This is a genomic window from Vibrio coralliirubri, assembly GCF_024347375.1.
In the GTDB taxonomy this organism is placed as follows: domain Bacteria; phylum Pseudomonadota; class Gammaproteobacteria; order Enterobacterales; family Vibrionaceae; genus Vibrio; species Vibrio coralliirubri.
This window is the reverse complement of the sequence record NZ_AP025470.1, coordinates 689,264-713,339: the sequence shown is the minus strand read 5'-3', so window position 1 is coordinate 713,339 and position 24,076 is coordinate 689,264. Positions and strand designations below refer to the sequence as shown.

Below are 24,076 nucleotides of genomic sequence, written 5' to 3'. Positions count from 1 at the left end.
ACTGACTTTTGGTATCTCGCCACATATAGTAAGACTAGACTTAAATGGAACAACTCAGACAAGGAATGCGATGTATATTTTTGGTTATGGCAGTTTAATCAACTCATCTTCACGCCAGCTTACCGGTCAGACAGGGCAAGCGATCCCTGCGATTGTTCATGGCTTAATTCGCCATTGGAGCAAGATCGATGACAGCTATGTGTTATCACCTTTGATCGTCAATCTCGGCGAGGGACAAGTGAATGGTGTGTTGCTTGAGGTGGATGATATTGCACTGGCTGAGTTTGATCGCCGTGAGCGTGGCTATCACCGCATCAAATTAAAGGCCTCTCAGATAGAAAGCCAAGATGAGTTCAAACAGGATCAATCGATCTGGGTTTACATCAAAGACGAGATTGAAGCACCTTGCGAAAAAAGCCCTATCGTTCAAACCTATGTCGATACGGTATTAGCAGGATGTTTAGAGGTGTCTGAAAGCTTTGCGGCGCACTTTGTTAAACACACACAAGGTTGGCATCACCCATTAGAAAATGATCGCCACCAGCCTAAATACGGCAACCTTGCTGGGGTTTCCGACCACCATCACAGTGTGATTGATGGCTTGATACTGACCGTGCGCAGCTAGTTGATTTAGGTTGGTGAACACATTGACTCACCAACCTAAAGTGAGCTTAAACGACACGAATACCTGCAGGCATCGCACGTTCAGGTGTTAGCAATACACTTTCAGATTCATCTTCCGTTTCGGCACATAACAACATGCACTCAGAAGTGTGGCCTCTCATCTTCGCCTTCGCTAGATTGCACAAAACAACAACCTGCTTACCCATTAACTCTTCTTCTGTGTAATAAGGAACTAGGCTGGTCACCGTTTGCAGTGTCTTGTCACCAACATCCACTTGCACGATGTACAGCTTGTCTGCGTTTTCATGACGCACAACCTCAATGATCTTACCTACACGCATTTCTAACTTAGCAAAGTCACCATAAGAGACAGTATCCATTTCTCACTTCCTATATTGGTTTGTTTTCACTCATTAAATCATTTACTAAAATTAAGTAAAATGTAAATGTTTACACTAGCATTAAGCCTAATAATTACAAGCGGTAAAGATCTCATTACTGGAAGTAAAATGAGAGTTTCGTTGCCTTACTATCATTGTCGGTGTTAAATAGATGCAGCAATGTATAGAGGTTAAAAATGGCAACAATTAAAGATGTAGCAAAGGAAGCTGGTGTTTCTGTTGCAACCGTATCTCGAGTGATCAACAAGTCTCCCAAGGCGAGTGCAAGCTCGGTAGAGTCTGTAACTAAAGCGATGTCTAAACTCGGCTATCGCCCGAATGCCAATGCTCGAGCGCTGGTAAGCCAAAGCACAAACACTGTTGGTGTATTGGTCGGTGACATCTCCGATCCCTTTTTTGGCACGCTGGTTAAGGCTGTCGATAATGTCGCTCGTGAGAACGGAAAACATATCCTTGTCGGTAATGGCTCACACGATCGTGAAGAAGAGAGACAAGCGATTGAGTTGCTGATTAATAGCCGTTGTGACGCCTTAGTGATTCACTCAAAAGGCCTGACAGACGAAGAACTGATTGCCTATGCAAAAGAAGTCAAAGGCTTAGTGCTGATCAACCGTTATATTGCTGAGATTGCCAACCGTTGTATTTTCTTGGACAACAAGAAAGGCGCGTATCTTGCGACGGAATATTTGATCCGCCATGGCCATAAGAACATTGCCTGTATCGCCTCATCGCATAGTATTGAAGATGCCGATGAGCGTATCCAAGGATACTTAGCGGCACTCTCAGATTACAAAATAGCGCTCTCTGACAGCTATATTGAATACTCAGCGCCCACCAGTGACGGTGGCGAATACGCCATGACTAACCTTTTGACTAAATCACTGCCGATCACAGGCATTGTGGCGTACAACGATTATATGGCAGCTGGTGCTTTGTCTGTCCTTGATGAAAACGGTATTCAAGCGCCGGACAAAATGTCGATCATCGGCTTCGATGATGGCTTGATTGCCCGCTATGTTCATCCAAAGCTCACCACTATTCGCTACCCGATTCAGATGATGGCAGAAAAAGCGACACGACTCGCGTTGCACTTAGCCAAAGGTGAAAACACCTCTACTGAGCCAATGATGTTCTCTCCAACTCTGGTACGCCGCAATTCGGTAGAGAAAGTCTAAGTTCTGGTCGACTCATCAAGTAATAAACAAAAAAAAGCCCTAACAGAATCGCTTCTGTTAGGGCTTTCCTACCTTACTCAGATACTCAATAATCGCGCTTAATAAACCGCACTCTTGTTGAGCGCCACTTTTGCTCATCCTCCAAGAACAACGCAATAATTCACATCGTCCTATTCACAAGCAAAAGATATTGGCGTAACCGCTTTGAGCTAGAGCGTACTAGTTTGAAGAATCCCCCGAAAATTCAAACTGGTAACAGGTACTGTAGTTATATTCTTGTTCAGGCTTGAGAATACAACTGTCCTGCTTCCACTCTGGGTGGTTAGGAGAGTCAGGTAAGAACTGGGTTTCTAGCGCCAAACCAGCGTAGTCTTCATAGCTGCCACCACTTCGGTTTGGTGTGCCACCAAGCCAGTTTCCGGTGTATAGCTGCATCGCAGGTTTGGTTGAAAATACTTTTAGTGTGACGAGCGCATCCGGTGAGGTTACGGTCGCGGCGCATTGAGTGCGTTTGCAGCCATCAGCCAATAAGAAAGAGTGGTCGTAACCCTTTGCTGCTTTCTGCTGTTCATCGCCCAACAAACGTTCTGAGATCATCATAGGCTGATTGAAGTCGAAGCTAGTCGATTTCACCGACTTAAGGTTACCTAATGGAATTCCCACCGAGTTGGTCGGTAAGAACTGATTAGCATTGATACTGACAATGTGTGACAAACAGTCGTGTCCAGCTTCTGCGCCAAGTAGATTGAAGTAAGCATGATTCGTTAGGTTAACCACAGTCGGCTTGTCTGTGGTTGCAGAGTAATTAATGGAAACTCGATTGTCTTCGGTGATGTCATAACGCACCGACACATTCAAATTCCCCGGGAATCCTTGGTCGCCATCAGCAGACTCTAGAGTGAACACCACTGACGTTTCGGTTTGCTCGGCAATATTCCAACGGCGTTTATCAAATCCGTTCGGGCCACCATGTAAGGTATTGCCCGCTTGGTTGGTTTCCAGCTTGTAATTCTGACCATCAATTTTAAAGCGACCATTAGCAATGCGGTTAGCATAACGGCCAACGGTTGTGCCCATATAGCTGGCTTGTTTATTGAAGTTCTCCATTGAGTTAACACCCAACAAAACTTCTCTTTTGTTTCCTTTTACTGGCAGGATACAGCTCAACCATGTTGCACCAATATCCATGAATGTCACTTGCATGCCATGCGTATTTGATAGCGTCACTAACTGAGCGGGGTCGCCATCATAGGCTGGAGTCTGCGTCATGGATTGATGCAGGTTTTGCTCTTGTGTCATTCTAAATTCCTTCTAGTGCCAGTAAAAAGCCTCTACCTGAAGTAAAGGCTTTAGCATTTGGCCTACCATGATCTTTTTACTTGGTAAGCTCTATATTAAGTCTCGAAGCCGTTAGATTACTTCAACTAAGCCTGCTCCGTCTTTCGCTTGGCACACATAAATAGATTCTTTTAGCCCCGTCGCCGCTTGATATTTCTGTTCAACGGTTGTTTTGATTTCATCAACCAATGCAGGTGGAACCAATGCCACAATACAACCACCGAAACCACCGCCAGTCATACGCACGCCACCTTGTTCACCGATCACTTCTTTGACCATATCAACCAGCGTATCAATCTCTTTAACCGTGATTTCAAAATCATCACGCATTGATGCATGCGATTCAGCCATTAGCTCCCCCATGCGTTTCATATCATGAGTGCGCAGAGCTTGAGCCGCTTCAACGGTACGGTCATTTTCAGTAATCACGTGGCGAGCACGTTTCGCGACCATTTCATCCAATTCAGACTCTTTCGCTCTAAACTGCTCAATGGTCACATCACGAAGTGCCGGAACACCAAAGATGCGCGCCGCTTCTTCACACTGTTCACGACGTGTGTTGTATTCGCTGTCGACCAAGCCGCGTTTCTTGTTTGAGTTGATGATAACCACAGCCATATCTTCTGGCATTGAAACCGCTTGAGTCTCTAGGCTACGACAATCCAAAAGCATCGCGTGGTTTGCGCGACCTTCTGCAGAGATCATTTGGTCCATGATGCCGCAGTTACAGCCCACAAATTCGTTTTCGGCTTGCTGACCATTTAGCGCCACTTCAGCTTGGCTGATCTCTAGGTTGTAAAGCACCTTGAATGTTTGACCAATCACCACTTCCAGTGCCGCAGAAGAACTTAAACCTGCACCTTGAGGCACGTTGCCCGTTACAGAGATGTCTGCGCCTGTAAATTCAAAGCCGCGACCTTTTAAGCACTTCACCACACCACGAATGTAGTTAGCCCACATCTTGTCTTGTTGGAAGGTGATCTCTTGAGTTAAATCGAACTCATCGACTGCATTACCGTAGTCCACTGATACTACGCGAACAATGTTGTCGTCACGTTTAGCCGCGGCGACTACCGTTTGGTAGTTAATGGCACACGGTAGAACAAAACCATCGTTGTAGTCGGTATGCTCGCCGATCAGGTTCACACGACCTGGTGCTTGGATAATATGAGTAGCTTGGTAACCAAGGACTTGCTCAAAAGATGCTTTCACGTTTTGGATTAGGTCAGACATAAGTAAACTCTCTGGTTAAACTCTTTGTTCAATTGGTTATGGTCCCTTCACGGCACCACTTTAATTCTTTTAGGTTCCCTATCTCGTTCGTCTCTCACGGTAGGGAATGACAACATCAGCGACTGAACTTTTAAGCTTCTAAGCTCTTACACTTGTGGGCTTCTCACCTGTCGTCATTCCAGAATAGAGGGACGAAATATCAGGAATCTCACTCGTTATCTACGAAACAGGCTATTCCTGCTCTTTATAGTGAACGTCACTCAAATCTCGAAGACGCTGCGCGGCTTGTTCTGCGGTTAAATCACGCTGAGATTCAGCCAGCATTTCGTAGCCGACCATGAACTTACGAACCGAAGCACTGCGTAACAGTGGCGGGTAGAACAATGCATGCAACTGCCAGTGTTCGATGTCGGTGCCTTCTTCGAAGAACGGCGCATAGTGCCAGCCCATTGAGTAAGGGAATGAGCATTGGAACAAGTTGTCGTAGCGACTGGTCAGCTTCTTAATCGCAAGCGCTAAATCATCACGTTGTTCGTCAGTCAGTTCGCTCATACGGCGGATGTGTGTTTTTGGTAGCAACATGGTTTCAAATGGCCACGCCGCCCAATAAGGCACCACAGCAATCCAATGTTCAGTTTCAACCACAGTGCGAGAGCCGTCTTTCATTTCAGCTTCAACGTAATCCACTAAAAGATTCGAACCTTGTTGTTCGAAGTACTCTTTTAACAGTTTCTCTTTGCGTTCAATCTCGTTGGGTAAAAAGCTGTTTGCCCAGATCTGACCGTGCGGATGAGGCTGAGAGCAGCCCATGGTCTCGCCTTTGTTTTCAAACGCTTGAACCCATAGGTAGTCTTTACCTAGCTCTTCAATCTGTTCATTCCATGTGTCGATAACACCGCGAATCTTGTTTACTGGTAACTCTGGCAGCGTTTTGCTGTGGTCCGGAGAAAAACAGATCACGCGGCTCAACCCGCGAACACCTTGAGTCTTAAATAGAGGGTTTTCAGACTCTGGAGCGTCAGGCGAATCAGGCATCAACGCCGCGAAATCATTACTGAATACATAAGTGCCCTCGTAATCTGGGTTTTCGTCACCCGAGATACGCGTATTGGTTGGGCACAAGAAACACTCTTTCTCGTACGCAGGAAGCTGCGCGTTCGATGGTTTCTCATCTTGGCCACTCCAAGGACGTTTTGCTCGGTGCGGTGATACTAAGATCCACTGACCCGTTAATGGGTTATAACGACGATGCGGGTGGTCTACTGGGTTAAATTCAACTTTTGACATGTTTAGATTGCTCTCAAATTTTGTGTCTTGGTCAATTCACCAAGATGAATAATTCTTCTACAAGGAGACTCCCTATCACGCTCGCTTCTCGCTGTAGGGAATGGCGTGTAATCTCGTTGTGCTATTTGTGCAAAGGCAACCACTTCATAGCCTTATGCTCATCCGTCATTCCAGAATCGAGGTGCGAGATATCTGGAATCTCTATTTTTTCAATAACTTAAAAGTTATTTAGTAACCTTGTGGGTTATTCGACTGCCAATTCCACGTATCCGCCGTCATCTCCATCACGCTACGCGTCGCCTTCCAGCCAAGCTCTCTCTCGGCTTTCTCAGTGCTTGCCCAACATTCGGCAATGTCACCAGCGCGGCGTGGACAAAGTTCATAAGGAACCGATTTACCCGATGCTTGTGCGAAGGCTTCAACCATCTCGAGTACACTTGAGCCTTTGCCCGTACCTAGGTTGTAAATGTGTAAGCCCGCTTTCTCGCCAACCACTTTTAGTGCTGCGACATGGCCGTCCGCTAAATCCATTACATGAATATAGTCACGAACGCCTGTGCCATCGACTGTTGGGTAATCGTTTCCAAAAACAGCCAGTTTTTCACGGCGACCGACGGCTACTTGAGCAATAAACGGCATTAAATTATTTGGGATACCTTGTGGGTCTTCACCCATAGTGCCCGATGGATGTGCGCCAACTGGATTGAAGTAACGCAGTAAAGTGACGCTCCAATCGTTCTCCGCGTGGAACAAATCACTCAAACATTCTTCGACCATGTACTTACTGCGACCATAAGGGTTGGTTGTCGCGCCAGTTGGTGAAGTTTCAGTAATAGGCACCACTTCTGGATCGCCGTAAACGGTAGCCGAAGAACTAAATACGATGCTTTTCACGCCCGCTTTCTTCATGCTGCGAGCTAACACTAGTGAACCATTGACGTTGTTATCGTAATATTCCAAAGGCTTAGCCACCGATTCCCCTACCGCTTTCAGGCCAGCAAAGTGAATCACCGCTTGGATATCGTTTTCTGAAAACACGCTATCTAGAAAAGATTGGTCACGAATGTCGCCAAGATAAAACGTTGGTCGCTTGCCAGTTAACGACTCGATTCGTTCCAGCACTAGCTCTTTGCTGTTGCAAAGGTTATCAACAATGATCGGCTCCATACCTGCCTGTATCATTTGAATGCATGTATGACTTCCGATGTAACCCATGCCGCCCGTAACCAATACTTTCACAATCAACCTCTCTTTGTCGTCATTCGTGGGCTAACTCGAACTAATATTCAGCTCAGTAGCACCGTATGTCAGAAATAGTAGCAGCCATTTTGACTATAATTCTGTGATCAAAACCACGAAGTGTAAACGTTTACACTAACTTTCATCATTGGTACAGCTCATGACATAGAGAAAATGTATAGCCGCTAACCTCTAATTCATTGAATTTTAATAAGATAATTATAGATAGTTAGATTTGAGACATCACAGATGAGTTGAGCATTTATTTTACTAAAAGTTAATGCAATGACGTCCAGTTTGATTACAATAGGTCTGTAGAATAAAGAGGTGCATTGCTTTTTTACTAAATACCAATTTCAAAGCAGCGCAATGTTCCAATAACAGGAAGTGAGTATGGCAACGTTAAAAGATATCGCGACTGAAGCGAATGTATCATTGGCTACAGTTTCAAGGGTTCTCAATGAAGATCCAACATTAAGCGTCAAGGAAGAGACCAAAAGGCGTATCTTTGAAATTGCAGAGAAGTTGGAATACAAAACCAGCAGCTCACGAAAAACCGTTAGCAGTAAAAAACAAAACCATCACTTTCTAGCACTGTATAACTACAAGCAAGAAGCGGAAGTTAACGACCCTTACTATCTATCTATTCGCCACGGGATTGAAACCCAATGTGAAAAGATGGAAGTTAAGCTAACCAACTGTTATGAAAGTAAAATACAGATCAATTCAGCGCCAATCACCGGGGTTTTGTTGGTGGGTAGAATGACACCAGAGGTTATCGAGCAAGCTAAAAAGCTGAGCGATAATATCTGTTATGTCGATTTTACCGATCACTCAGAACCTTATGACTCTGTCGATATCGACCTGGCTTTGATCAGCAAAGAGATCACCAACTTCTTTATCAACCAAGGCTATGAGCGCATCGGCTTTATTGGTGGCCAAGACGACGTCAATACCCCTGATATTCGTGAAGTCGCTTTTGCTGAATATGGTGGCCTCAAGAACGTTGTCAGTGAGCAAGACATCTACCGTGGTGACTTCTCTAGCTCTTCAGGTTACAAGCTTGCAAAACAGATGCTCGCGACGGGCGACTACCCTAAAGCCATGTTTATTGCGTCAGATTCCATCGCAATTGGCGTTTTACGAGCAGTTCATGAGCACGGATTAAACATTCCTGAAGATATTGCGCTGATCAGTGTAAACGACATCCCAACAGCTAAATTTACCTTCCCATCTTTATCGACTGTTCGTATTCACTCTGAACTAATGGGAATTCAAGGCGTTAACCTGCTGATCGAGAAAGTACGCGACGGCCGAACCATCCCATTACGCGTCTATGTACCAAGCAAACTTAAGCTGCGCGATACAACTAAATAATCAAATATATCAAGTAGATAAATAAAGGCTGCCTTTGTTGAAGGTGGCCTTTTTTGTGTCCGTAAAATACATCAATCGACACATATCCCCCTCTTTAACCTGCTGCATAAAACAGCTAATAGCATTCTTTTAAGTGGATCACACAGCACCGTAAAAAGGCCATAAAAAACGTGATGAAGTTAAAGTAAAACGTTTTCACCAATTTCATTTAGTAAAACTTTTACTAATAATTACCTCAGTCCAAAAATACTCGTATTCACTACGACCCAATTACGCATAAGAACGTCGGTCAGCAAACTGCATTCAGACCGAGAGAGAGGCAACGTGAACAACTGGGAAAACTTCCTGAACTTACATGAGAACCGTATGGCACCGCGTGCATACTTCTTCTCGTACGCATCAGAAAAAAATGCAAAAACGTTTCAGCGTGAACTGAGCAGCCACTTCCAACTATTGAGTGGCCAATGGAATTTCAGCTATTTCACTAACCCACTATTGGTTCCTGAAGAGTTCTATTCTCAGAAAATGAGCGACTGGGGCAACATCACGGTTCCAAACATGTGGCAGATGGAAGGCCACGGCGATCTTCAATACACGGATGAAGGTTTCCCATTCCCAATTGATGTGCCTTTCGTACCATCAGACAACCCAACCGGCGCATACCAACGCTCTTTCTTCCTTGGCGAAAGCTGGGGCGAGAAACAAACCATCATCAAATTTGATGGCGTTGAAACTTACTTCGAAGTTTACGTAAACGGCGAATACGTGGGCTTCAGCAAAGGCAGCCGCCTAACCGCTGAGTTCGATATCTCTAGCCAGGTAAAAGCAGGCAACAACCTACTTTCTATTCGAGTGATGCAGTGGGCCGACTCTACCTACATTGAAGACCAAGACATGTGGTGGACGGGCGGTATCTTCCGTGACGTTTACCTAGTAGGTAAAGAACGACTGCACGTTCAAGACGTTACCGTTCGCACTGACTTCGACGACGCTTACCAAAGCGCTACCCTGTCGTGCAAAGTGGAACTAGAAAACCTAGCAGCAGCGGCAAACGCAACCCTTGAGTACGCATTGCTTGATGGCAGCCAAGTTATCTCGCAAGGCTCAGTAGATAGCTTATCTGTCCCAACTAACGGCAATACGAGTACTCAATTCTCTATTGACGTGGTGAACCCAGTTCAATGGAACGCTGAGAACCCTTACCTGTACCAACTGCTGCTTACGCTGAAAGACGATGACGGCAAGGTGTTGGAAGTGATCCCACAGCGTGTTGGTTTCCGTGACATTAAAGTTCGCGATGGTCTGTTCTACATCAACAACAAATACGTGATGCTGCACGGTGTAAACCGTCACGACAACGACCACCTAAAAGGTCGTGCGGTTGGCATGGATCGCGTAGAGAAAGACTTAGTGTTGATGAAGCAACACAACATCAACTCAGTACGCACGGCGCACTACCCGAACGACCCACGCTTCTACGAACTGTGTGATATCTACGGCCTGTTCGTGATGGGCGAAACCGATGTTGAAACACACGGCTTTGCTAACGTTGGCGACCTAAGCCGCATCACTAACGATGCTGCGTGGGAAGCGGTGTTTGTTGAACGTATCGAACGTCATATCCACGCTCAAAAGAACCACCCTTCTATCATCATGTGGTCATTGGGTAACGAGTCTGGCTACGGCTGCAACATCCGCTCTATGTACGATGCTGCAAAAGCAATTGATGACACGCGTCTGGTTCACTATGAAGAAGACCGTGATGCTGAAGTGGTCGACATCATTTCAACCATGTACTCACGCGCTCAACTGATGAATGCCTTCGGTGAATTCCCACACGAAAAACCACGCATCATCTGCGAATACGCACACGCAATGGGTAACGGCCCGGGCGGTTTAACTGAATACCAAAACGTGTTCTACAAGCATGACGCAATTCAAGGTCACTATGTTTGGGAATGGTGTGACCACGGCATTCTAGCGCGTGATGAAGCAGGCACAGAGTTCTACAAGTACGGCGGTGACTACGGTGATTACCCGAATAACTACAACTTCTGCATGGATGGTTTGATCTACCCAGACCAAACGCCAGGCCCTGGCTTGAAAGAGTACAAGCAAGTGATTGCCCCAGTGAAGCTTCGCGATTTCGATGCAGAAACCGGCACATTCACGGTAGACAACAAGCTTTGGTTCTCAAACATCGATGACTACACCATCACTGCGGAAATTCGCGCTGAGGGTGAAACCATTGCCGTACAGCACATCAAGGTTGAAGAACTGGCTGAAAACTCTAGCCGTGAACTGACGCTTAACTTGCCACAGCTTGATGAGCGTGAAGTGTTTGTGAACTTTACGGTTCGTAAGGATTCTCGCACTTCATACAGCGAAGCGAACCACGACATCGCGGTTTACCAATTCCAACTGAAAGAGAACACAGCACAACTTGAAGCCTTCACCAACAACAATGCGACAGCACTGAATGTTGAAGAATCTCGCTTAACCTACCTAATCAAAGGTCACAACTTTGCTCTGAACTTCTCGAAAGTGAACGGCAAACTGACGTCATGGTTAGTGAATGGCGAGGAACTGATTAAGTCTGAGCCTAAGCTGAACTTCTTCAAGCCAATGATCGATAACCATAAGCAAGAGCACGATGGTTACTGGGAACCTGCGCACCTACAGATCATGCAGGAACACTTCCGTAGCATTGACCTTGAGTGCGTGAATGTCGAGCAGGTAAACGGCAAGGTAGAGATCACCACCACCAGCATCATTGCTCCACCAGTATTTGATTTCGGCATGCGTTGTGAATATCGCTACCAGATCAGTGCCGAAGGTCAGCTAAACGTTGAACTGAGCGGCGAGCGTTACGGTGATTACCCACACGTGATTCCAGTCATTGGTTTCGATATGGGCATCAATGGCGACTTCGACCAAGTTCAATACTACGGCCGCGGCCCTGAAGAGAACTACCAAGACAGCAAGCAAGCCAACATGATTGATGTTTACCAATCAACGGTGGATGACATGTTCGAGAACTACCCGTTCCCACAAAATAACGGCAACCGCCAACACGTTCGCTGGGCTGCGCTTTCAAGCCGCGCGGGTAATGGTATTGCAGTAAAACCACAGCAAGAAATCAACTTCAGCGCATGGTTCTACACCAACCAAAACCTGCATCAAGCACAGCACACGATAGAGCTAAAGAAGAGTGGCTACATCACCCTAAATCTAGACCACCAAGTGATGGGTTTAGGCTCAAACTCTTGGGGCAGCGAAGTGTTGGATTCTTACCGCGTGTACATGGACGAGTTCCGCTACGGCGTAACTCTGATTCCATTCCAAGCAGGCGATTGCGACGCACAACACCTAATCAATCACAACTTTGGTGAGGAGTTCTTCACGGCGAATACGCCAACAACTCAACCACAACAGAACGAGGCATAAGCGATGATCGTTTTAGACAACCTAGAGCAATTTAAAGTCGTTTACCGCGACGGTCGTAAATGGCAACGCTGTGTAGAAGCGATTGAAAACATCGGCAACATCAAAGATGGCGTGATGTATTCCATTGGTGACTCACTGGCCTACATGATTGAAGACGGCGTGGCTCGTAACACAGAAAACTTCACCGGTAACCGCCGTTACTTTGATGTGCACTACTACTTGGAAGGTCGTGAAACGGTTGAGTTTGCAGATAAGTCTCAGCTTGAACAGACCCAAGCTTACAGCGATGAAACCGACCGTGAACACCTCATGGGTAACGGCGAGACTCGTGAGTTAGTTGAAGGCCAAGTGGCGATCTTTGATAACAGCAAAGCTTACCGCTTTCACGGTGATAACCGAGTTCGCAAAGTGGTGCTGAAAGTGACCATTGAAGACGGCTACTTCCTTAATAAGTAAGTAACGGAAGCTAAATAAGTAACCGACATTAAGCTACCGAAGCCAAACAGCCGAAAGTAGCAACCACAAGATCTATTCACAGTGTGACTGAGGCTTGCCGTTCAAGGCTCAGCCACACTGCAAACGCCTTTATGCTTCTTCCCTACAAGGAAGCCTAAAGATATAACGACTATAATTACGTGACCCTTGGAGGACACTATGTCTGAATCTGTACGCGGTAAGTTAGGCAAATTTGCCCTACTCTCCATGACATTTGCAGCGGTATTTAACGTTCGCAATATTGTAAACAACAACATCGAATTGGGATTGAGTTCAGCCCCTATCTTTTTGCTCGCTACCCTTATTTACTTCATTCCATTCGTGTTCATCATTGCTGAATTCGTATCTGCAAATAAAAATTCTGAGTCAGGCATGTATGACTGGCTTAAAAAACCGCTAGGCTCAAAAGCAGCCTACCTAGGTTCGTTCTTATACTGGTTCGTAAACCTTTTCTGGTTTGTATCCCTACTACCAAACGTAATCGCCTATGCGTCTTACGCGATGTTGGGCTATGAATACGCCTTCTCTCCAGTCGTCACATCGGCTATCTCGATTGCTCTGTTTGCAGCAGCGACACACATCTCAACCAAAGGCGCAAGCTGGCTAGGTAAGATTGCCGAGATCGTGGCCTACGGTGTATTCGCTCTATTTGCAATCTACGTTATCGGTGCACTAATGGCACTGGGCGGCAACCATGAACCAGTAGAGCCAATCACGCTTGAAGCAATGACACCGACCATCAACTGGGCAACGCTAGGTATTATGTGTTGGATCTTCCAAGCAGCCGGTGGTGCTGAAACTGCAGCCGCTTACCTAAACGATGTTAAGGGCGGTCACAAGTCTTTCATCAAGGTTATCATTGGTGCAGGTATCGCAATCGGCGCAATGTACGCCGTTGGCTCTCTGCTTGTTAACGTATTCGTTGCTCGTGATGAACTGACCTACGCTGGCGGCATGGTTGAAATCTTCACAGGTATGGCGAACTACTTCGACATCTCACAATCTCTAACGGGTCGCTTCGTCGGTATTATCCTATTCGTTGCTATGTTCGGTTCAATGATGATGTGGACAGCAGCTCCAGTAAAAATTCACTTCTCTGAAATCCCTAAAGGTGTATACGGCGAGAAGACAACAGAGCTTAACGAACACGGCGTGCCAGTACGTGCAGCTTGGTGGCAGTTCGCGTTTGTATTCGTGATGCTTGTGGTGAACGGCTTCGGCTCGGAATCAGTACAAGACATGATGAACACAGCAATCAACCTAACGGCTGGTACAGCAATGCTTCCGCCGATTTTCATCATGGTGGCGTACTTTGTATTCCGCTTGAAGCATGACGACACACCGCGTGATTTCCGCATGGGTACTCGAGTTCAAGGTATGGCTGTTGTATCTGTACTTATCGGCATCTTCGTTGTGAGTATGACGGCATCTGCATTCCCAACAGGTGTTGACCTAGTTCAAGCCTTCTTTATCAACGTATTCATGACAGCGGTATTCTCTGGTCTCGCTTGGTGGTGGATCTCTCGCTTTGAAAAAAAGCAGGCAGGTAAAGACGCAAAGCTAGAAACAGCTAAGCAATCGTAGCACTCTGCATCCCCCCAACTTTAAAAGCGCCTACTAAGGCGCTTTTTTTGTTTTAAATCAGACAATTAAAAGGAAATCCGATAAATAAAAACGGCGTTCCGTCAAGGTTTCAGCTCACGAAAAACACCAATTAATAGGTAATAAAACTCGAATAAAAACCAAGGTAAAACATTAACTAAATTTATTTACTCGAGGTCACATATTTGATCAATTTCGATTAACTTCCCGCCGCTTAATCTTTAATCTTCTTGCTGAAGAGACAAACTGATTCATATGAAAAAAGCGACACAAAGCCCCTACAAGCCTTATAAATCGTCGTTAATGAAACCAGCAATCTCTTCAATGAACTTCTTAATCTTTAACTCTTTGTTTTGGTAATAAGTTTACTGAAATACCAGAGAGAAAAAGCCCAAAGAAGTCCGATCGTAAATCTATAAAAACAACAATGAGCCAACCCTGACAAAACAAAGCGGGTGTTTGCCAAACCAACATAACAATAAAAGTGCGGCCTAGAGCTTCCCTCTCTAGGACCAAGTTATAACGATCATCAACGTGATTCACCGGAGAACATCATGTCCGAAAATAAACGCAGTACGATAGGCAAATTTGCCCTACTGTCTATGACCTTCGCGGCGGTATACAGCTTCAATAACATCATTAATAACAACATCGAGATCGGTCTTTCCTCGGCTCCGATGTTCTTTCTAGCAACCATCTTTTACTTTGTGCCATTTTGTTTGATCGTTGCAGAGTTTGTGTCACTGAATAAAGACTCTGAAGCGGGTGTTTACTCTTGGGTTAAAAGCTCTCTAGGCGGCCGCTGGGCGTTTATTTCAGCTTACACCTACTGGTTTGTTAACCTGTTCTTCTTCACCTCTTTGTTGCCTAGAATCATCGCTTACGCGTCGTATGCGTTCTTAGGTTTTGAGTACATATTCACGCCAATGACCACCGCGATTCTGAGTACCATTTTGTTTGCGGTCGCGACTCATATCTCTAACAACGGCGCGAAATTACTGGGTCCTATCACTTCACTAACATCCTCACTGATGCTGCTGCTAACGATGTCTTACATCTTGCTATCTGGCGGGGCTTTGGTAGGCGGTATCGAGCCAGCTGACCCAATCACCATCGAAGCCATGACACCAAGCTTCAACTGGGCATTCCTTGGCGTAATCACTTGGATCTTCATGGCGGCAGGCGGTGCAGAATCAGTCGCGGTTTACGTTAATGACATCAAAGGCGGTCACAAGTCTTTCGTTAAAGTGATCATCATCGCGGGTATCTTCATCGGTGCGCTTTACTCAGTAGGATCGGTATTAGCGAACGTATTTGTTTCGCGTGAAGAACTTAAATTTACAGGCGGCTCTGTTCAGGTATTTGAAGGGCTAGCAAGACACTTTGGCCTGTCTGAAATCTTGATGAACCGTTTCGTTGGTGTGGTTTCATTCACGGCGATGCTGGGCTCTCTACTAATGTGGACAGCGACGCCCGTTAAGATTTTCTTCTCTGAAATCCCTAAAGGTATCTTCGGCGAGAAAACTGTCGCACTTAACAAACAGGGCGTTCCAGAGCGCGCGGCATGGGTTCAGTTCTTCATCGTAATTCCACTGATGTTCATCCCAACGTTGGCCTCTGACACAGTGCAAGACTTGATGAGCACCATCATCAACATGACTGCAGCAGCTTCTATGCTACCGCCGCTGTTCATCATGATTGCTTACCTTCACCTACGCGTGAAACTGGATCACCTTCCTCGTGACTTCCGCATGGGTTCTCGTACGGTCGGTATTACTGCAGTATCGATTCTTATCGCTATCTTTACGGTTGGCTTCTTCGCTTCTACCTTCCCTACTGGCGCAGACATCATGACCATCATCTTCTACAACGTGGGCGGGATAGTGATCTTCCTTGGCTACGCATGGTGGAAGTACGGTCAATACGAGAAAAGCTTATCTCCAGAAGAGAAAAAACTAGAAGCAAAGCCTGAACCGGCGAACGCTTAGTTTTACCCTGTGCTCTGATTGAAAGCTCAAGGCACTCACATTTAAACTTCAGGCACTCGCATTTGGTGAGTGCCTTTTTATTTGTCGGTACATTCCCACTCAACACCTAAATTTCACCAAAGCCTTCAAGAAAGAAGGCATTCGAGTCAACAATCGAACCGCCTACAAAATGATTCATAGATTGAATAGCTACCTCCCTAGCCATGCCTCTACACATTCAACTTAAAGTCAAAATAAAAACAAAGTAAATATTTACTAAAAATAGATCACACTTTTAAACTGAATTAATTTTAAACATCAAAATTATCATTAATATCGGTTTTGCGATCGTAAGTAACCTGACCAATACGCCTTGAAGAGCACCCCATATTAGAAGTCAGAACTGCTTACGAACCTTCATTTATAACCCGACACAGAAGTGATTAAAATGAAAAGTAGTTTTACTAAAACCACTCTTATTACAAGCTGTATTCTTGCTGCCCTAAGTACCACTGCCCACGCGGAAGAGTCCGCAGCAAACCACAGTGATACTCAGCCTCCTAAAACAGAAACTGAAACCCTATTTAACTTTTATGGTGAGCTTGGCCTTGGTGGTCACGTGGCACTAGAAGGTGATGACAAAGGCCGTTATGCAGACGGTACTTACATCGAAGCAGGCTTGGCTATCGAGCACGGTAATTGGTTCGGTCTTGCTTACATGGAAGGCTGGACAGTGCAAGCCGACGACGAAGGCAACGCTTGGGCAACTGGCCACGGCTGGGGCGGCTTTGAAGGTGGTTTTAACCGCTTTTACGCTGGCTACCGCACAGACAATAAAACAGAATTCATGATTGGTCGTATGGACTCTTCACTGGATGACGTTCAATGGTGGGGGGACCCTACGGTTGAATACGGTTACGCGATCTCAAACACACGAGACGTACACCTTGGTGTGAAGATCCAAAACCTAGAAGGCAAGCTTCGCTACAGCGTTTCTTTCGCGCCAGAGTCTGACTTCTCTGAAGACGATGCTCTGGTTCACTTCGGTAAATACGACAACTTTGCAGACCAATGGAAAGATAAGAACGCCATGGTCAACGGTTACCTCCAATACGATCTGACCGACGACTTAACCCTAATGGGTGGTGGTGAAGTGCGTAACAACGATGGCGGTGAACTACTGCTATTGGGTGCTGAATACAAAAACTTTGCGACTCGTATTTGGCACGACACAGATAAAGGCAACCAAGAATCATTTGGCAGCGAATCCGGTATTCAAACCAGTGCTTGGTACGAAGCGGCTCAGGGCGTTTACCTTTCAGCAGCCTACAACTACGCAAACTTTGATGGTGACAACGGCGACAAAGAAATCACCTCTTACATCAACGCGGGCGTTTGGTACGAATACGGCAACGGCACATTTGCGACCGCTTTCGATAGCCGCTTTGGCGTAGGCAGCGACACTGAAATCGGCGACGCGCAAGTGTTCGCAATGCAATACTTCTACTGGTAATAACAGGAATTGATCATGAAACTGAATAAATCATTCGCAGCTCTCGCTATCGGTGCAGCCCTTGTCGTTACTGGTTGTGCATCAAACTCCATCTCTGGCTCAGCTTCTGACACAGAACAACTGCAAGCCAGCGAATTTAAGAACGTTATCGACCGTACTGGCTCGCCAGAATACATGCGTGACTACGACTTCGATGACCACCAACGCTTTAACCCATTCTTCGACCTAGGCGCATGGCACGGTCACCTATTGCCAGACAGTGCAAAAGGCATGGGCGGATTCCCTGGTACAGCACTGCTTACCGAAGAATACATCAACTTCATGGCTGATAACTTCGACCGCCTAAGCGTGTTCAAAGATGGCAAAAAAGTGGCTTTCACTATGGAAGCTTACAGCCTGCCGGGCGCATTGGTTCAGACACTAAAATCTGACGATGTGACAGTAGAAATGACGATGCGTTTTGCTTCAAACCGTACCTCTCTACTAGAAACTAAAATCACCACTGACTCCCCTGTCGAATTAGTATGGGATGGTGAACTACTAGAAAAGGCCCACGCCAAAGAGGGCGTGGCACAAACCGACAAAACCATTGCTGAAACGTACCCTGAGTATGACCGTCAAATCGTCGCAACTGACGATGGCCTAAAAGTAACCTTTGGTAAGGTACGCTCGACATGGGATCTACTGACTTCTGGTGAGTCTGAGTACCAAGTTCACAAGTCGATTCCAACACAAACCATAGTCGATGGTCTAGCGTTTACTTCAACGGCTAACATTGAAGCATCGACCACCATCTACACGACTTACTCGCATGTTCTAACGGCAGAAGAAGCGAAAGCTGAACAGCCTGAAATCAAAAAGATCATGGCAAACCCAACCGACTTCTTAGCAGCATCTGCAGAACGTTGGGAAGGCTACCTAGAGATGGGTTTAACCAACCCGAACGCGACACCAGAGCAAGAGCGTGTTGCGGTTAAAGCGATGGAAACCCTAAACGGTAACTGGCGTGGCGCTGCAGGTGCGATGGAGTTTGACTCTGTGACACCATCAGTAACGGCGCGTTGGTTCTCGGGCAACCAAACTTGGCCGTGGGACACCTGGAAACAAGCCTACGCAATGGCTCACTTCAACCCAGACGTAGCGAAAGACAACATCCGTGCAATGTTCGCTTACCAAATCCAAGCCGACGATGCCGTTCGCCCTTGGGATGAAGGCTACGTGCCAGACCTACTCGCTTACAACCTAAGCCCAGAACGTGGCGGCGACAGCGGTAACTGGAACGAACGTAATACCAAACCAAGCCTAGCAGCATGGGCAGTAATGGAAGTCTACAAGACCACCAGCGACGAAGCTTGGCTAGAAGAGATGTATCCAAAGCTAGTGGCATACCATGATTGGTGGCTACGCAACCGAGATAACAACGGCAACGGTGTTCCAGAATATGGCGCAGCACGTGACAAAGCACACAACACACCTGAAGGTGAAATGTACTTCACCGTAGTTCGTGGCGATAAGCACGAAACAGTTATAGGCCAAGCAGCATTAGATAAAGTTATTGCAGAAGGCAACTACGATTACATCGAAAGCCCAGCGCAAACAGCCGCGTCTTGGGAGTCAGGTCGTGACGATGCAGCCGCATTTGGCTTCATTGATAAAGATCAGCTAGACGCGTATGTCGCAAACGGCGGTAAGCGCAGCGATTGGGATGTTGAGTTCGCTCAAAACCGCGCTGAAGACGGCACATTGCTAGGCTACTCGCTACTGCAAGAATCTGTTGACCAAGCAAGCTACATGTACAGCGATAACAAATACCTAGCAGAAATGGCTGACATTCTAGGTAAAGACGCAGAAGCGAAAGAGTTCCGTGAAAAAGCAGAGCACCTATCGAACTACATCAACACTTGTATGTTCGACGAAGGCACTAACTTCTTCTACGACATTCGCATTGAAGACAAACCATTAGCCAATGGCTGTGCAGGCAAACCGATTATAGAACGTGGTAAAGGCCCTGAGGGTTGGTCACCACTGTTCAATGGCGCAGCAACGCAAGGTCACGCTGATGCTGTTGTCTCTGTGATGAAAGATACGGAAGAGTTCAATACCTACGTTCCACTAGGCACAGCAGCGCTTTCTAGCCCAGCATTCGGCCCAGATATTTACTGGCGTGGACGCGTTTGGGTAGACCAATTCTACTTCGGTCTAAAAGGCATGGACAGCTACGGCTACCGTGACGATGCGATTGAAATGGCAGGCGCGTTCTTTGACCACGCCGATGGGTTAGTTCAAGACGGTCCTATCCGTGAGAACTACAACCCATTGAACGGTGAACAGCAAGGCGCACCAAACTTCTCATGGAGTGCAGCTCACCTATACATGCTGTACAACGATTTCTTTACTGACGCAGAGTAAATCAAACCTATACCTGTCTTCTGGAATTCAATGAAAACATAACCTCATAAATTTCAGGCTTTGGCACTCAGTATCTTGCTGAGTGCCTTTTTTACACCTGAAGCCAAATAAGCGAACAAACAAGCTCTTAGACTATTTGGCCTACCATGATCCTTTTACTCAATTCGCTGTACTCCGCTAACACGGGCAAGCTGTTACTCACAAAAATATAAAGTGCTCTTGCTATGAAATTCCGCTCAAAAATTTCATCACTCTCACTGAAACATTGGGTTCTGAAGACTTATTCGAATTTTATTTATCCTTATTAGCCTTCCGGACATTAATTTGATAGTCGTTTACTAAATAATCGCTAAACTATAGTGTCGCCTCCCCCTTTTTTGAGAAAACCTAAATGCCTAATGCTGATTCCACCCTAAACAAACGTATGGGAATCGTTGCGCTCACCTGGCCAATTTTTATCGAAGTTCTTTTAAGAACCGCACTCAACACCAGTGATGTATTCATGTTATCGGGATACTCGGACAAAGCCGTGTCTGCCGTAGGTGTTATTTCTCAGATATCCTTTTTCCTGATCATTGTCTCGACCATGGTCAGCAGTGGTACGGGTATTTTAATCGCTCAGTACAACGGTGCCTCCCGCACTCAAGAGAGCGCTCACGTGGGTGTAGCAAGTATCATTCTTGCCATTATTGCCGGTGTGCTACTGAGTGTTATTGCCGTTCTTGTTGCTGAATATTTTATCCCGCTTTATCAACTCGAACCTCAAGTCGAACAGTATGCGCAAGAATACCTGTTCATCAGTGGTGCTCTCACCTTCAATGTAACCATAGGTGTGGTTCTCACCACTATTTTGCGCAGTCATGGCTATTCAAAGTCACCGATGGTGATCAACATGATTGCAGGTGTCATCAACGTATTCGGTAACTACTGTGCCTTATATCAACCTTTTGGTTTGCCTGTATACGGCGTGCAAGGGGTTGCGACCGCGACCGTCATTAGCCAAGTGATCGGGATGTTGATCTTGATTGGTGTGGTCAGAAGTAAAGGGATTGATCTACCAGTGAAGCAGTTTAAATCTGTGCCGAAAGCCATCTATCAAAAAATCATTAAGATCGGCTCGATGAACGCCGGAGAAGTGCTCTCTTATAACATGGCTCAGATCAGCATTACCTTCTTTGTCGTGCAGATGGGCACCTCTTCATTGGCTGCGTTTACTTACGCACAAAACATCGCTCGCCTCTCTTTTGCGTTTGCACTGGCGATAGGTCAAGGCAGCCAAATCCAAACAGGCTATTACATTGGTAAGGGTTGGATCGACGAGATTACCAAGCGCGTGCAACGTTACTTTGTGGTTGGCTTTATCGCCTCAACCGCGATTACCTGCATGGTATATGTGTTCCGTTTCGAAATTCTCGATCTGTTCACTCAAGATCCAGAGATCATTGCGCTAACGGCTGCACTGATTGCAGGTTCCATCATTCTTGAAGCTGGCCGAGTATTTAACCTGATCTTTATCTCTTGTCTAAAGGCTGCTGGCGACATTAAATTCCCGATCAAAATGGGTATTCTCAGCATGTGGGGCATTGGGGTTGCCATGAGCTATTTGCTTGGCGTGCATTGGGGTTATGGCGTATTGGGGGCTTGGATGGCAATCGCGATGGACGAGTGGTTCCGTGGAATCATCATGGCCTATCGCTGGCGAGCTAAGAAATGGACTCGATTCTCTTTTTAGAACTATAAATACAATAGGTTAAACAATACGCTTGGTATCTCAATTGTCATGATTGAGGTACCTTTCATCATATTCTGACTACAATGTTCTATCTAGGTTATTGCTATACAGGCTTCACTAATCACCGATAAAAACAGCCCTTCCTTAATCGTCATCCAACATCACTATTACTTTCAACAGACGTAACAATACTGACTTTCAAATATTATTATCAACGTTTTCTATATAAAGATTCTGCAATCGTAGGGATTACCAAACAGGTTCGCTCGAACTACTATTATTTCACTCGCTAGCCAACACGTTAGCAAGACAGCGACTAAAACAACCAATAACTAAAGTGCACAGACTCATTCAGAGCGCACAACGTGGAGAACATCATTATGTCTTACTATTCAGTACTAGAAGTAACACCAACAACAGATGCATGGGTTGCCGATTACATTGGCCCTGCAAATAAACTGGTTGCTCAATACGGCGGTAAATACCTAGCGCGTACTTCTAGCCACGAACGCCTTGAAGGCGACGCAGAACAGCCTGCACTTCGCATCATCATCGAGTGGCCGTCAAAACAAGCTGCGGTAGATTTCATGAATGACCCAGGTTACGTGCCACACTTAGCTGCACGCACTGCAGGTTCAGTTAGCCACCATGCGCTCATCGAAGGTAAAGACGACCTAGCGTAATCGAGAGTCCAATTTCGGTTTATATTTAGATCTCAACTGGCCTTTTCCAAACATTGAAAGCCGCACCATCATTTGAACTGACCCCCAATAGTTGGACACCAATTATTGGGGGTCTTTTTATGTCCAAATATAGCCGAGAGCTAAAATGTATCATTGCTAAGCAATACTTAGATGGCACGTCATCTCTCTACTTAGCAAAACAATATTCAATTTCTTCAAGGCAGATACGGTATTGGGCTCAAGTCTTTGCCATCCATGGTACTGATTCATTTTTACCAACTAATCATGCCGCGACTGCTCAAACAAAACGAAAAGCATTGAATTTAATGTGGACGAATGAATGGTCTCTCACGCACACTAGCGCTGTATTAAACCTCTCATCCCCTGGAATACTCTCTGTCTGGCTTAAACGATTTAATGAGCTCGGTATCAAGGGGCTCGAAATGCGCCAGAAAGGAAGACCCTCAATGAAACAGCAACCTCAACGTACCACTAAGCCTGATAATGAAATGACACTTGAGGAGCTAAAAGAGGAGTTGGTCTACTTACGAACCGAGAATGCCGTTCTAAAAAAGTTGGAAGAGTTGGAGCAGAAAAAAAACCGTCGAACAAAGAAAAAGCGGTCATAGCTCTAACTCTTAAAGGCAAGTACCCATTAAAGCACTTACTGCACACTCTACAGTTGGCAAAAAGTGTCTTTTATTATCAGGCTCAAACGAGCAAGCGCCAAAATAGCTACGAACGTGAGCTGCGGTTGATAAAGTCAATTTATCATGAACATAAGGGGCGATACGGCTACCGCCGTATTCACTTGGAACTAAAGAATCAGGGGTTCGTGCTTAATCACAAAACGGTTCAAAGGCTTATGGCTCAGCTCAACCTTAAATCGACGGTCAGGATTAAAAAGTATCGTTCATACCGAGGAGAGTCAGGAAAAGCTGCTCCCAACGTTCTTGAAAGAGATTTTAGTGCGACTCAACCCGATGAAAAGTGGGTAACTGATGTCACGGAGTTCAAAGTCAAAGAGCAGAAAGTATACTTATCTCCCGTTGTCGACTTGTTTACTCAGGAGGTGGTTGCTTATAGAGTGGCCAAAAATGCCTGCTTGCCGCTTGTCACAGATATGCTGACGGAAGCTATATCAACGCTTAAACCCAACTCAAAGCCAATTATACATAGCGATCAAGGTTGGCAATATCGCCATCGACAGTATCAGAAAAAGGTAGCGGAGAGTGGGTTAACGCAAAGCATGTCGAGAAAAGGTAACTGCTTGGATAATGCTGTTGCTGAAAACTTTTTTGCTTTACTCAAAACCGAGATGTATCACAACCAAAGCTTTGAAGATGCAGATGCTCTGATAGAGCAGATTAAAGAATACATCGAGTACTACAATACCAAACGTATAAAAGTGAAACTAAAAGGCCTGACTCCGATAGAATATCGAACTCAGGCCTTGAAAGCCGCTTAACAGAAATGTCCAACTTTACGGGGTCACTTCAATTTCATGGCGCGGCTTTTTGTTATTCGCTTTATAGTAATTAGCCTATGATGAAC

Annotated in this window: 18 protein-coding genes; 13 read left to right on the top strand and 5 right to left on the bottom strand. The window is 45.8% G+C overall.

Annotation, left to right across the window (positions count from 1 at the left end):
* Nucleotides 1-70: 70 nt before the first annotated feature.
* The gene (locus tag OCV20_RS03465; protein WP_086775128.1) at nt 71-625 is read left to right on the top strand and encodes a gamma-glutamylcyclotransferase family protein; all 555 of its coding nucleotides are present in this window, start codon (nt 71-73) and stop codon (nt 623-625) included.
* Nucleotides 626-671: 46 nt separating this feature from the next.
* Here the strand turns inward: OCV20_RS03465 and OCV20_RS03460 are convergent, their stop codons facing one another.
* Nucleotides 672-1,004: a tRNA-binding protein gene (locus tag OCV20_RS03460; protein ID WP_017060796.1), complete on the bottom strand. Its 333-nt coding sequence runs from the start codon at nt 1,002-1,004 to the stop codon at nt 672-674.
* 197 nt (nt 1,005-1,201) lie between these two features.
* On the opposite strand from OCV20_RS03460, the gene OCV20_RS03455 reads away from it, so the two are divergent.
* Nucleotides 1,202-2,200 (top strand): substrate-binding domain-containing protein, encoded by a 999-nt coding sequence (locus tag OCV20_RS03455; protein WP_048605550.1) that lies wholly within the window; start codon nt 1,202-1,204, stop codon nt 2,198-2,200.
* A 219-nt stretch (nt 2,201-2,419) separates the two neighbouring features.
* Here OCV20_RS03455 and galM read toward each other — a convergent pair whose 3' ends face one another.
* The 4 genes from galM to galE form a co-directional block, all read right to left on the bottom strand.
* On the bottom strand, nt 2,420-3,499 hold the full coding sequence (gene galM, locus OCV20_RS03450; protein WP_086775129.1) for a galactose-1-epimerase: 1,080 nt from the start codon (nt 3,497-3,499) through the stop codon (nt 2,420-2,422).
* Nucleotides 3,500-3,610: 111 nt separating this feature from the next.
* Nucleotides 3,611-4,771: a galactokinase gene (gene galK / locus OCV20_RS03445; protein ID WP_086775130.1), complete on the bottom strand. Its 1,161-nt coding sequence runs from the start codon at nt 4,769-4,771 to the stop codon at nt 3,611-3,613.
* Between the two features lie 231 nt (nt 4,772-5,002).
* Nucleotides 5,003-6,058: a UDP-glucose--hexose-1-phosphate uridylyltransferase gene (locus tag OCV20_RS03440; RefSeq protein ID WP_086775131.1), complete on the bottom strand. Its 1,056-nt coding sequence runs from the start codon at nt 6,056-6,058 to the stop codon at nt 5,003-5,005.
* Between the two features lie 228 nt (nt 6,059-6,286).
* Nucleotides 6,287-7,297, bottom strand: coding sequence for a UDP-glucose 4-epimerase GalE (gene galE, locus OCV20_RS03435; protein WP_086775132.1), 1,011 nt, complete (start codon nt 7,295-7,297; stop codon nt 6,287-6,289).
* A gap of 393 nt (nt 7,298-7,690) precedes the next feature.
* Between galE and ebgR the strand changes: the two genes are divergently transcribed.
* From ebgR to OCV20_RS03380, 11 genes are all read left to right on the top strand, one after another.
* Complete coding sequence (gene ebgR, locus OCV20_RS03430; RefSeq protein WP_017069515.1) at nt 7,691-8,674, top strand: transcriptional regulator EbgR; 984 nt, start codon at nt 7,691-7,693, stop codon at nt 8,672-8,674.
* 324 nt (nt 8,675-8,998) lie between these two features.
* Nucleotides 8,999-12,121: a beta-galactosidase subunit alpha gene (gene ebgA / locus OCV20_RS03425; protein ID WP_086775133.1), complete on the top strand. Its 3,123-nt coding sequence runs from the start codon at nt 8,999-9,001 to the stop codon at nt 12,119-12,121.
* A 3-nt stretch (nt 12,122-12,124) separates the two neighbouring features.
* Nucleotides 12,125-12,577, top strand: a complete 453-nt coding sequence (locus OCV20_RS03420) for a beta-galactosidase subunit beta (protein ID WP_048605561.1) — start codon at nt 12,125-12,127, stop codon at nt 12,575-12,577.
* A 198-nt stretch (nt 12,578-12,775) separates the two neighbouring features.
* Nucleotides 12,776-14,200, top strand: coding sequence for an amino acid permease (locus OCV20_RS03415; RefSeq protein WP_048605567.1), 1,425 nt, complete (start codon nt 12,776-12,778; stop codon nt 14,198-14,200).
* Nucleotides 14,201-14,772: 572 nt separating this feature from the next.
* Nucleotides 14,773-16,206, top strand: a complete 1,434-nt coding sequence (locus OCV20_RS03410) for an amino acid permease (RefSeq protein WP_048615552.1) — start codon at nt 14,773-14,775, stop codon at nt 16,204-16,206.
* Nucleotides 16,207-16,633: 427 nt separating this feature from the next.
* Nucleotides 16,634-17,698, top strand: coding sequence for a protein YgjJ (ygjJ, locus tag OCV20_RS03405; protein WP_050619976.1), 1,065 nt, complete (start codon nt 16,634-16,636; stop codon nt 17,696-17,698).
* 15 nt (nt 17,699-17,713) lie between these two features.
* A complete protein-coding gene (gene ygjK, locus OCV20_RS03400; protein WP_086775134.1) occupies nt 17,714-20,107 on the top strand; it encodes an alpha-glucosidase in 2,394 nt (797 codons plus the stop codon).
* A gap of 391 nt (nt 20,108-20,498) precedes the next feature.
* Complete coding sequence (locus tag OCV20_RS03395; RefSeq protein ID WP_017070359.1) at nt 20,499-21,839, top strand: MATE family efflux transporter; 1,341 nt, start codon at nt 20,499-20,501, stop codon at nt 21,837-21,839.
* 380 nt (nt 21,840-22,219) lie between these two features.
* Entirely contained in the window at nt 22,220-22,522 is a 303-nt protein-coding gene (locus OCV20_RS03390) for a DUF1330 domain-containing protein (protein WP_017632557.1), read from the top strand.
* Nucleotides 22,523-22,641: 119 nt separating this feature from the next.
* Nucleotides 22,642-23,151 (top strand): helix-turn-helix domain-containing protein, encoded by a 510-nt coding sequence (locus tag OCV20_RS03385; RefSeq protein WP_086774936.1) that lies wholly within the window; start codon nt 22,642-22,644, stop codon nt 23,149-23,151.
* Nucleotides 23,148-23,990, top strand: a complete 843-nt coding sequence (locus tag OCV20_RS03380) for an IS3 family transposase (RefSeq protein ID WP_108721729.1) — start codon at nt 23,148-23,150, stop codon at nt 23,988-23,990. The genes OCV20_RS03385 and OCV20_RS03380 overlap by 4 nt, the downstream gene beginning before the upstream one ends.
* The last annotated feature ends 86 nt before the right edge of the window (nt 23,991-24,076 follow it).

Excerpts from the sequence above, each read along its gene's own strand:
- OCV20_RS03465 (WP_086775128.1), top strand. The coding sequence starts at position 71 with ATGTATATTTTTGGTTATGGCAGTTTAATCAACTCATCTTCACGCCAG.
- OCV20_RS03460 (WP_017060796.1), bottom strand. The coding sequence starts at position 1,004 with ATGGATACTGTCTCTTATGGTGACTTTGCTAAGTTAGAAATGCGTGTA.
- OCV20_RS03455 (WP_048605550.1), top strand. The coding sequence starts at position 1,202 with ATGGCAACAATTAAAGATGTAGCAAAGGAAGCTGGTGTTTCTGTTGCA.
- galM (WP_086775129.1), bottom strand. The coding sequence starts at position 3,499 with ATGACACAAGAGCAAAACCTGCATCAATCCATGACGCAGACTCCAGCC.
- galK (WP_086775130.1), bottom strand. The coding sequence starts at position 4,771 with ATGTCTGACCTAATCCAAAACGTGAAAGCATCTTTTGAGCAAGTCCTT.
- OCV20_RS03440 (WP_086775131.1), bottom strand. The coding sequence starts at position 6,058 with ATGTCAAAAGTTGAATTTAACCCAGTAGACCACCCGCATCGTCGTTAT.
- ebgR (WP_017069515.1), top strand. The coding sequence starts at position 7,691 with ATGGCAACGTTAAAAGATATCGCGACTGAAGCGAATGTATCATTGGCT.
- OCV20_RS03420 (WP_048605561.1), top strand. The coding sequence starts at position 12,125 with ATGATCGTTTTAGACAACCTAGAGCAATTTAAAGTCGTTTACCGCGAC.
- OCV20_RS03415 (WP_048605567.1), top strand. The coding sequence starts at position 12,776 with ATGTCTGAATCTGTACGCGGTAAGTTAGGCAAATTTGCCCTACTCTCC.
- OCV20_RS03410 (WP_048615552.1), top strand. The coding sequence starts at position 14,773 with ATGTCCGAAAATAAACGCAGTACGATAGGCAAATTTGCCCTACTGTCT.
- ygjJ (WP_050619976.1), top strand. The coding sequence starts at position 16,634 with ATGAAAAGTAGTTTTACTAAAACCACTCTTATTACAAGCTGTATTCTT.
- ygjK (WP_086775134.1), top strand. The coding sequence starts at position 17,714 with ATGAAACTGAATAAATCATTCGCAGCTCTCGCTATCGGTGCAGCCCTT.
- OCV20_RS03395 (WP_017070359.1), top strand. The coding sequence starts at position 20,499 with ATGCCTAATGCTGATTCCACCCTAAACAAACGTATGGGAATCGTTGCG.
- OCV20_RS03390 (WP_017632557.1), top strand. The coding sequence starts at position 22,220 with ATGTCTTACTATTCAGTACTAGAAGTAACACCAACAACAGATGCATGG.
- OCV20_RS03385 (WP_086774936.1), top strand. The coding sequence starts at position 22,642 with ATGTCCAAATATAGCCGAGAGCTAAAATGTATCATTGCTAAGCAATAC.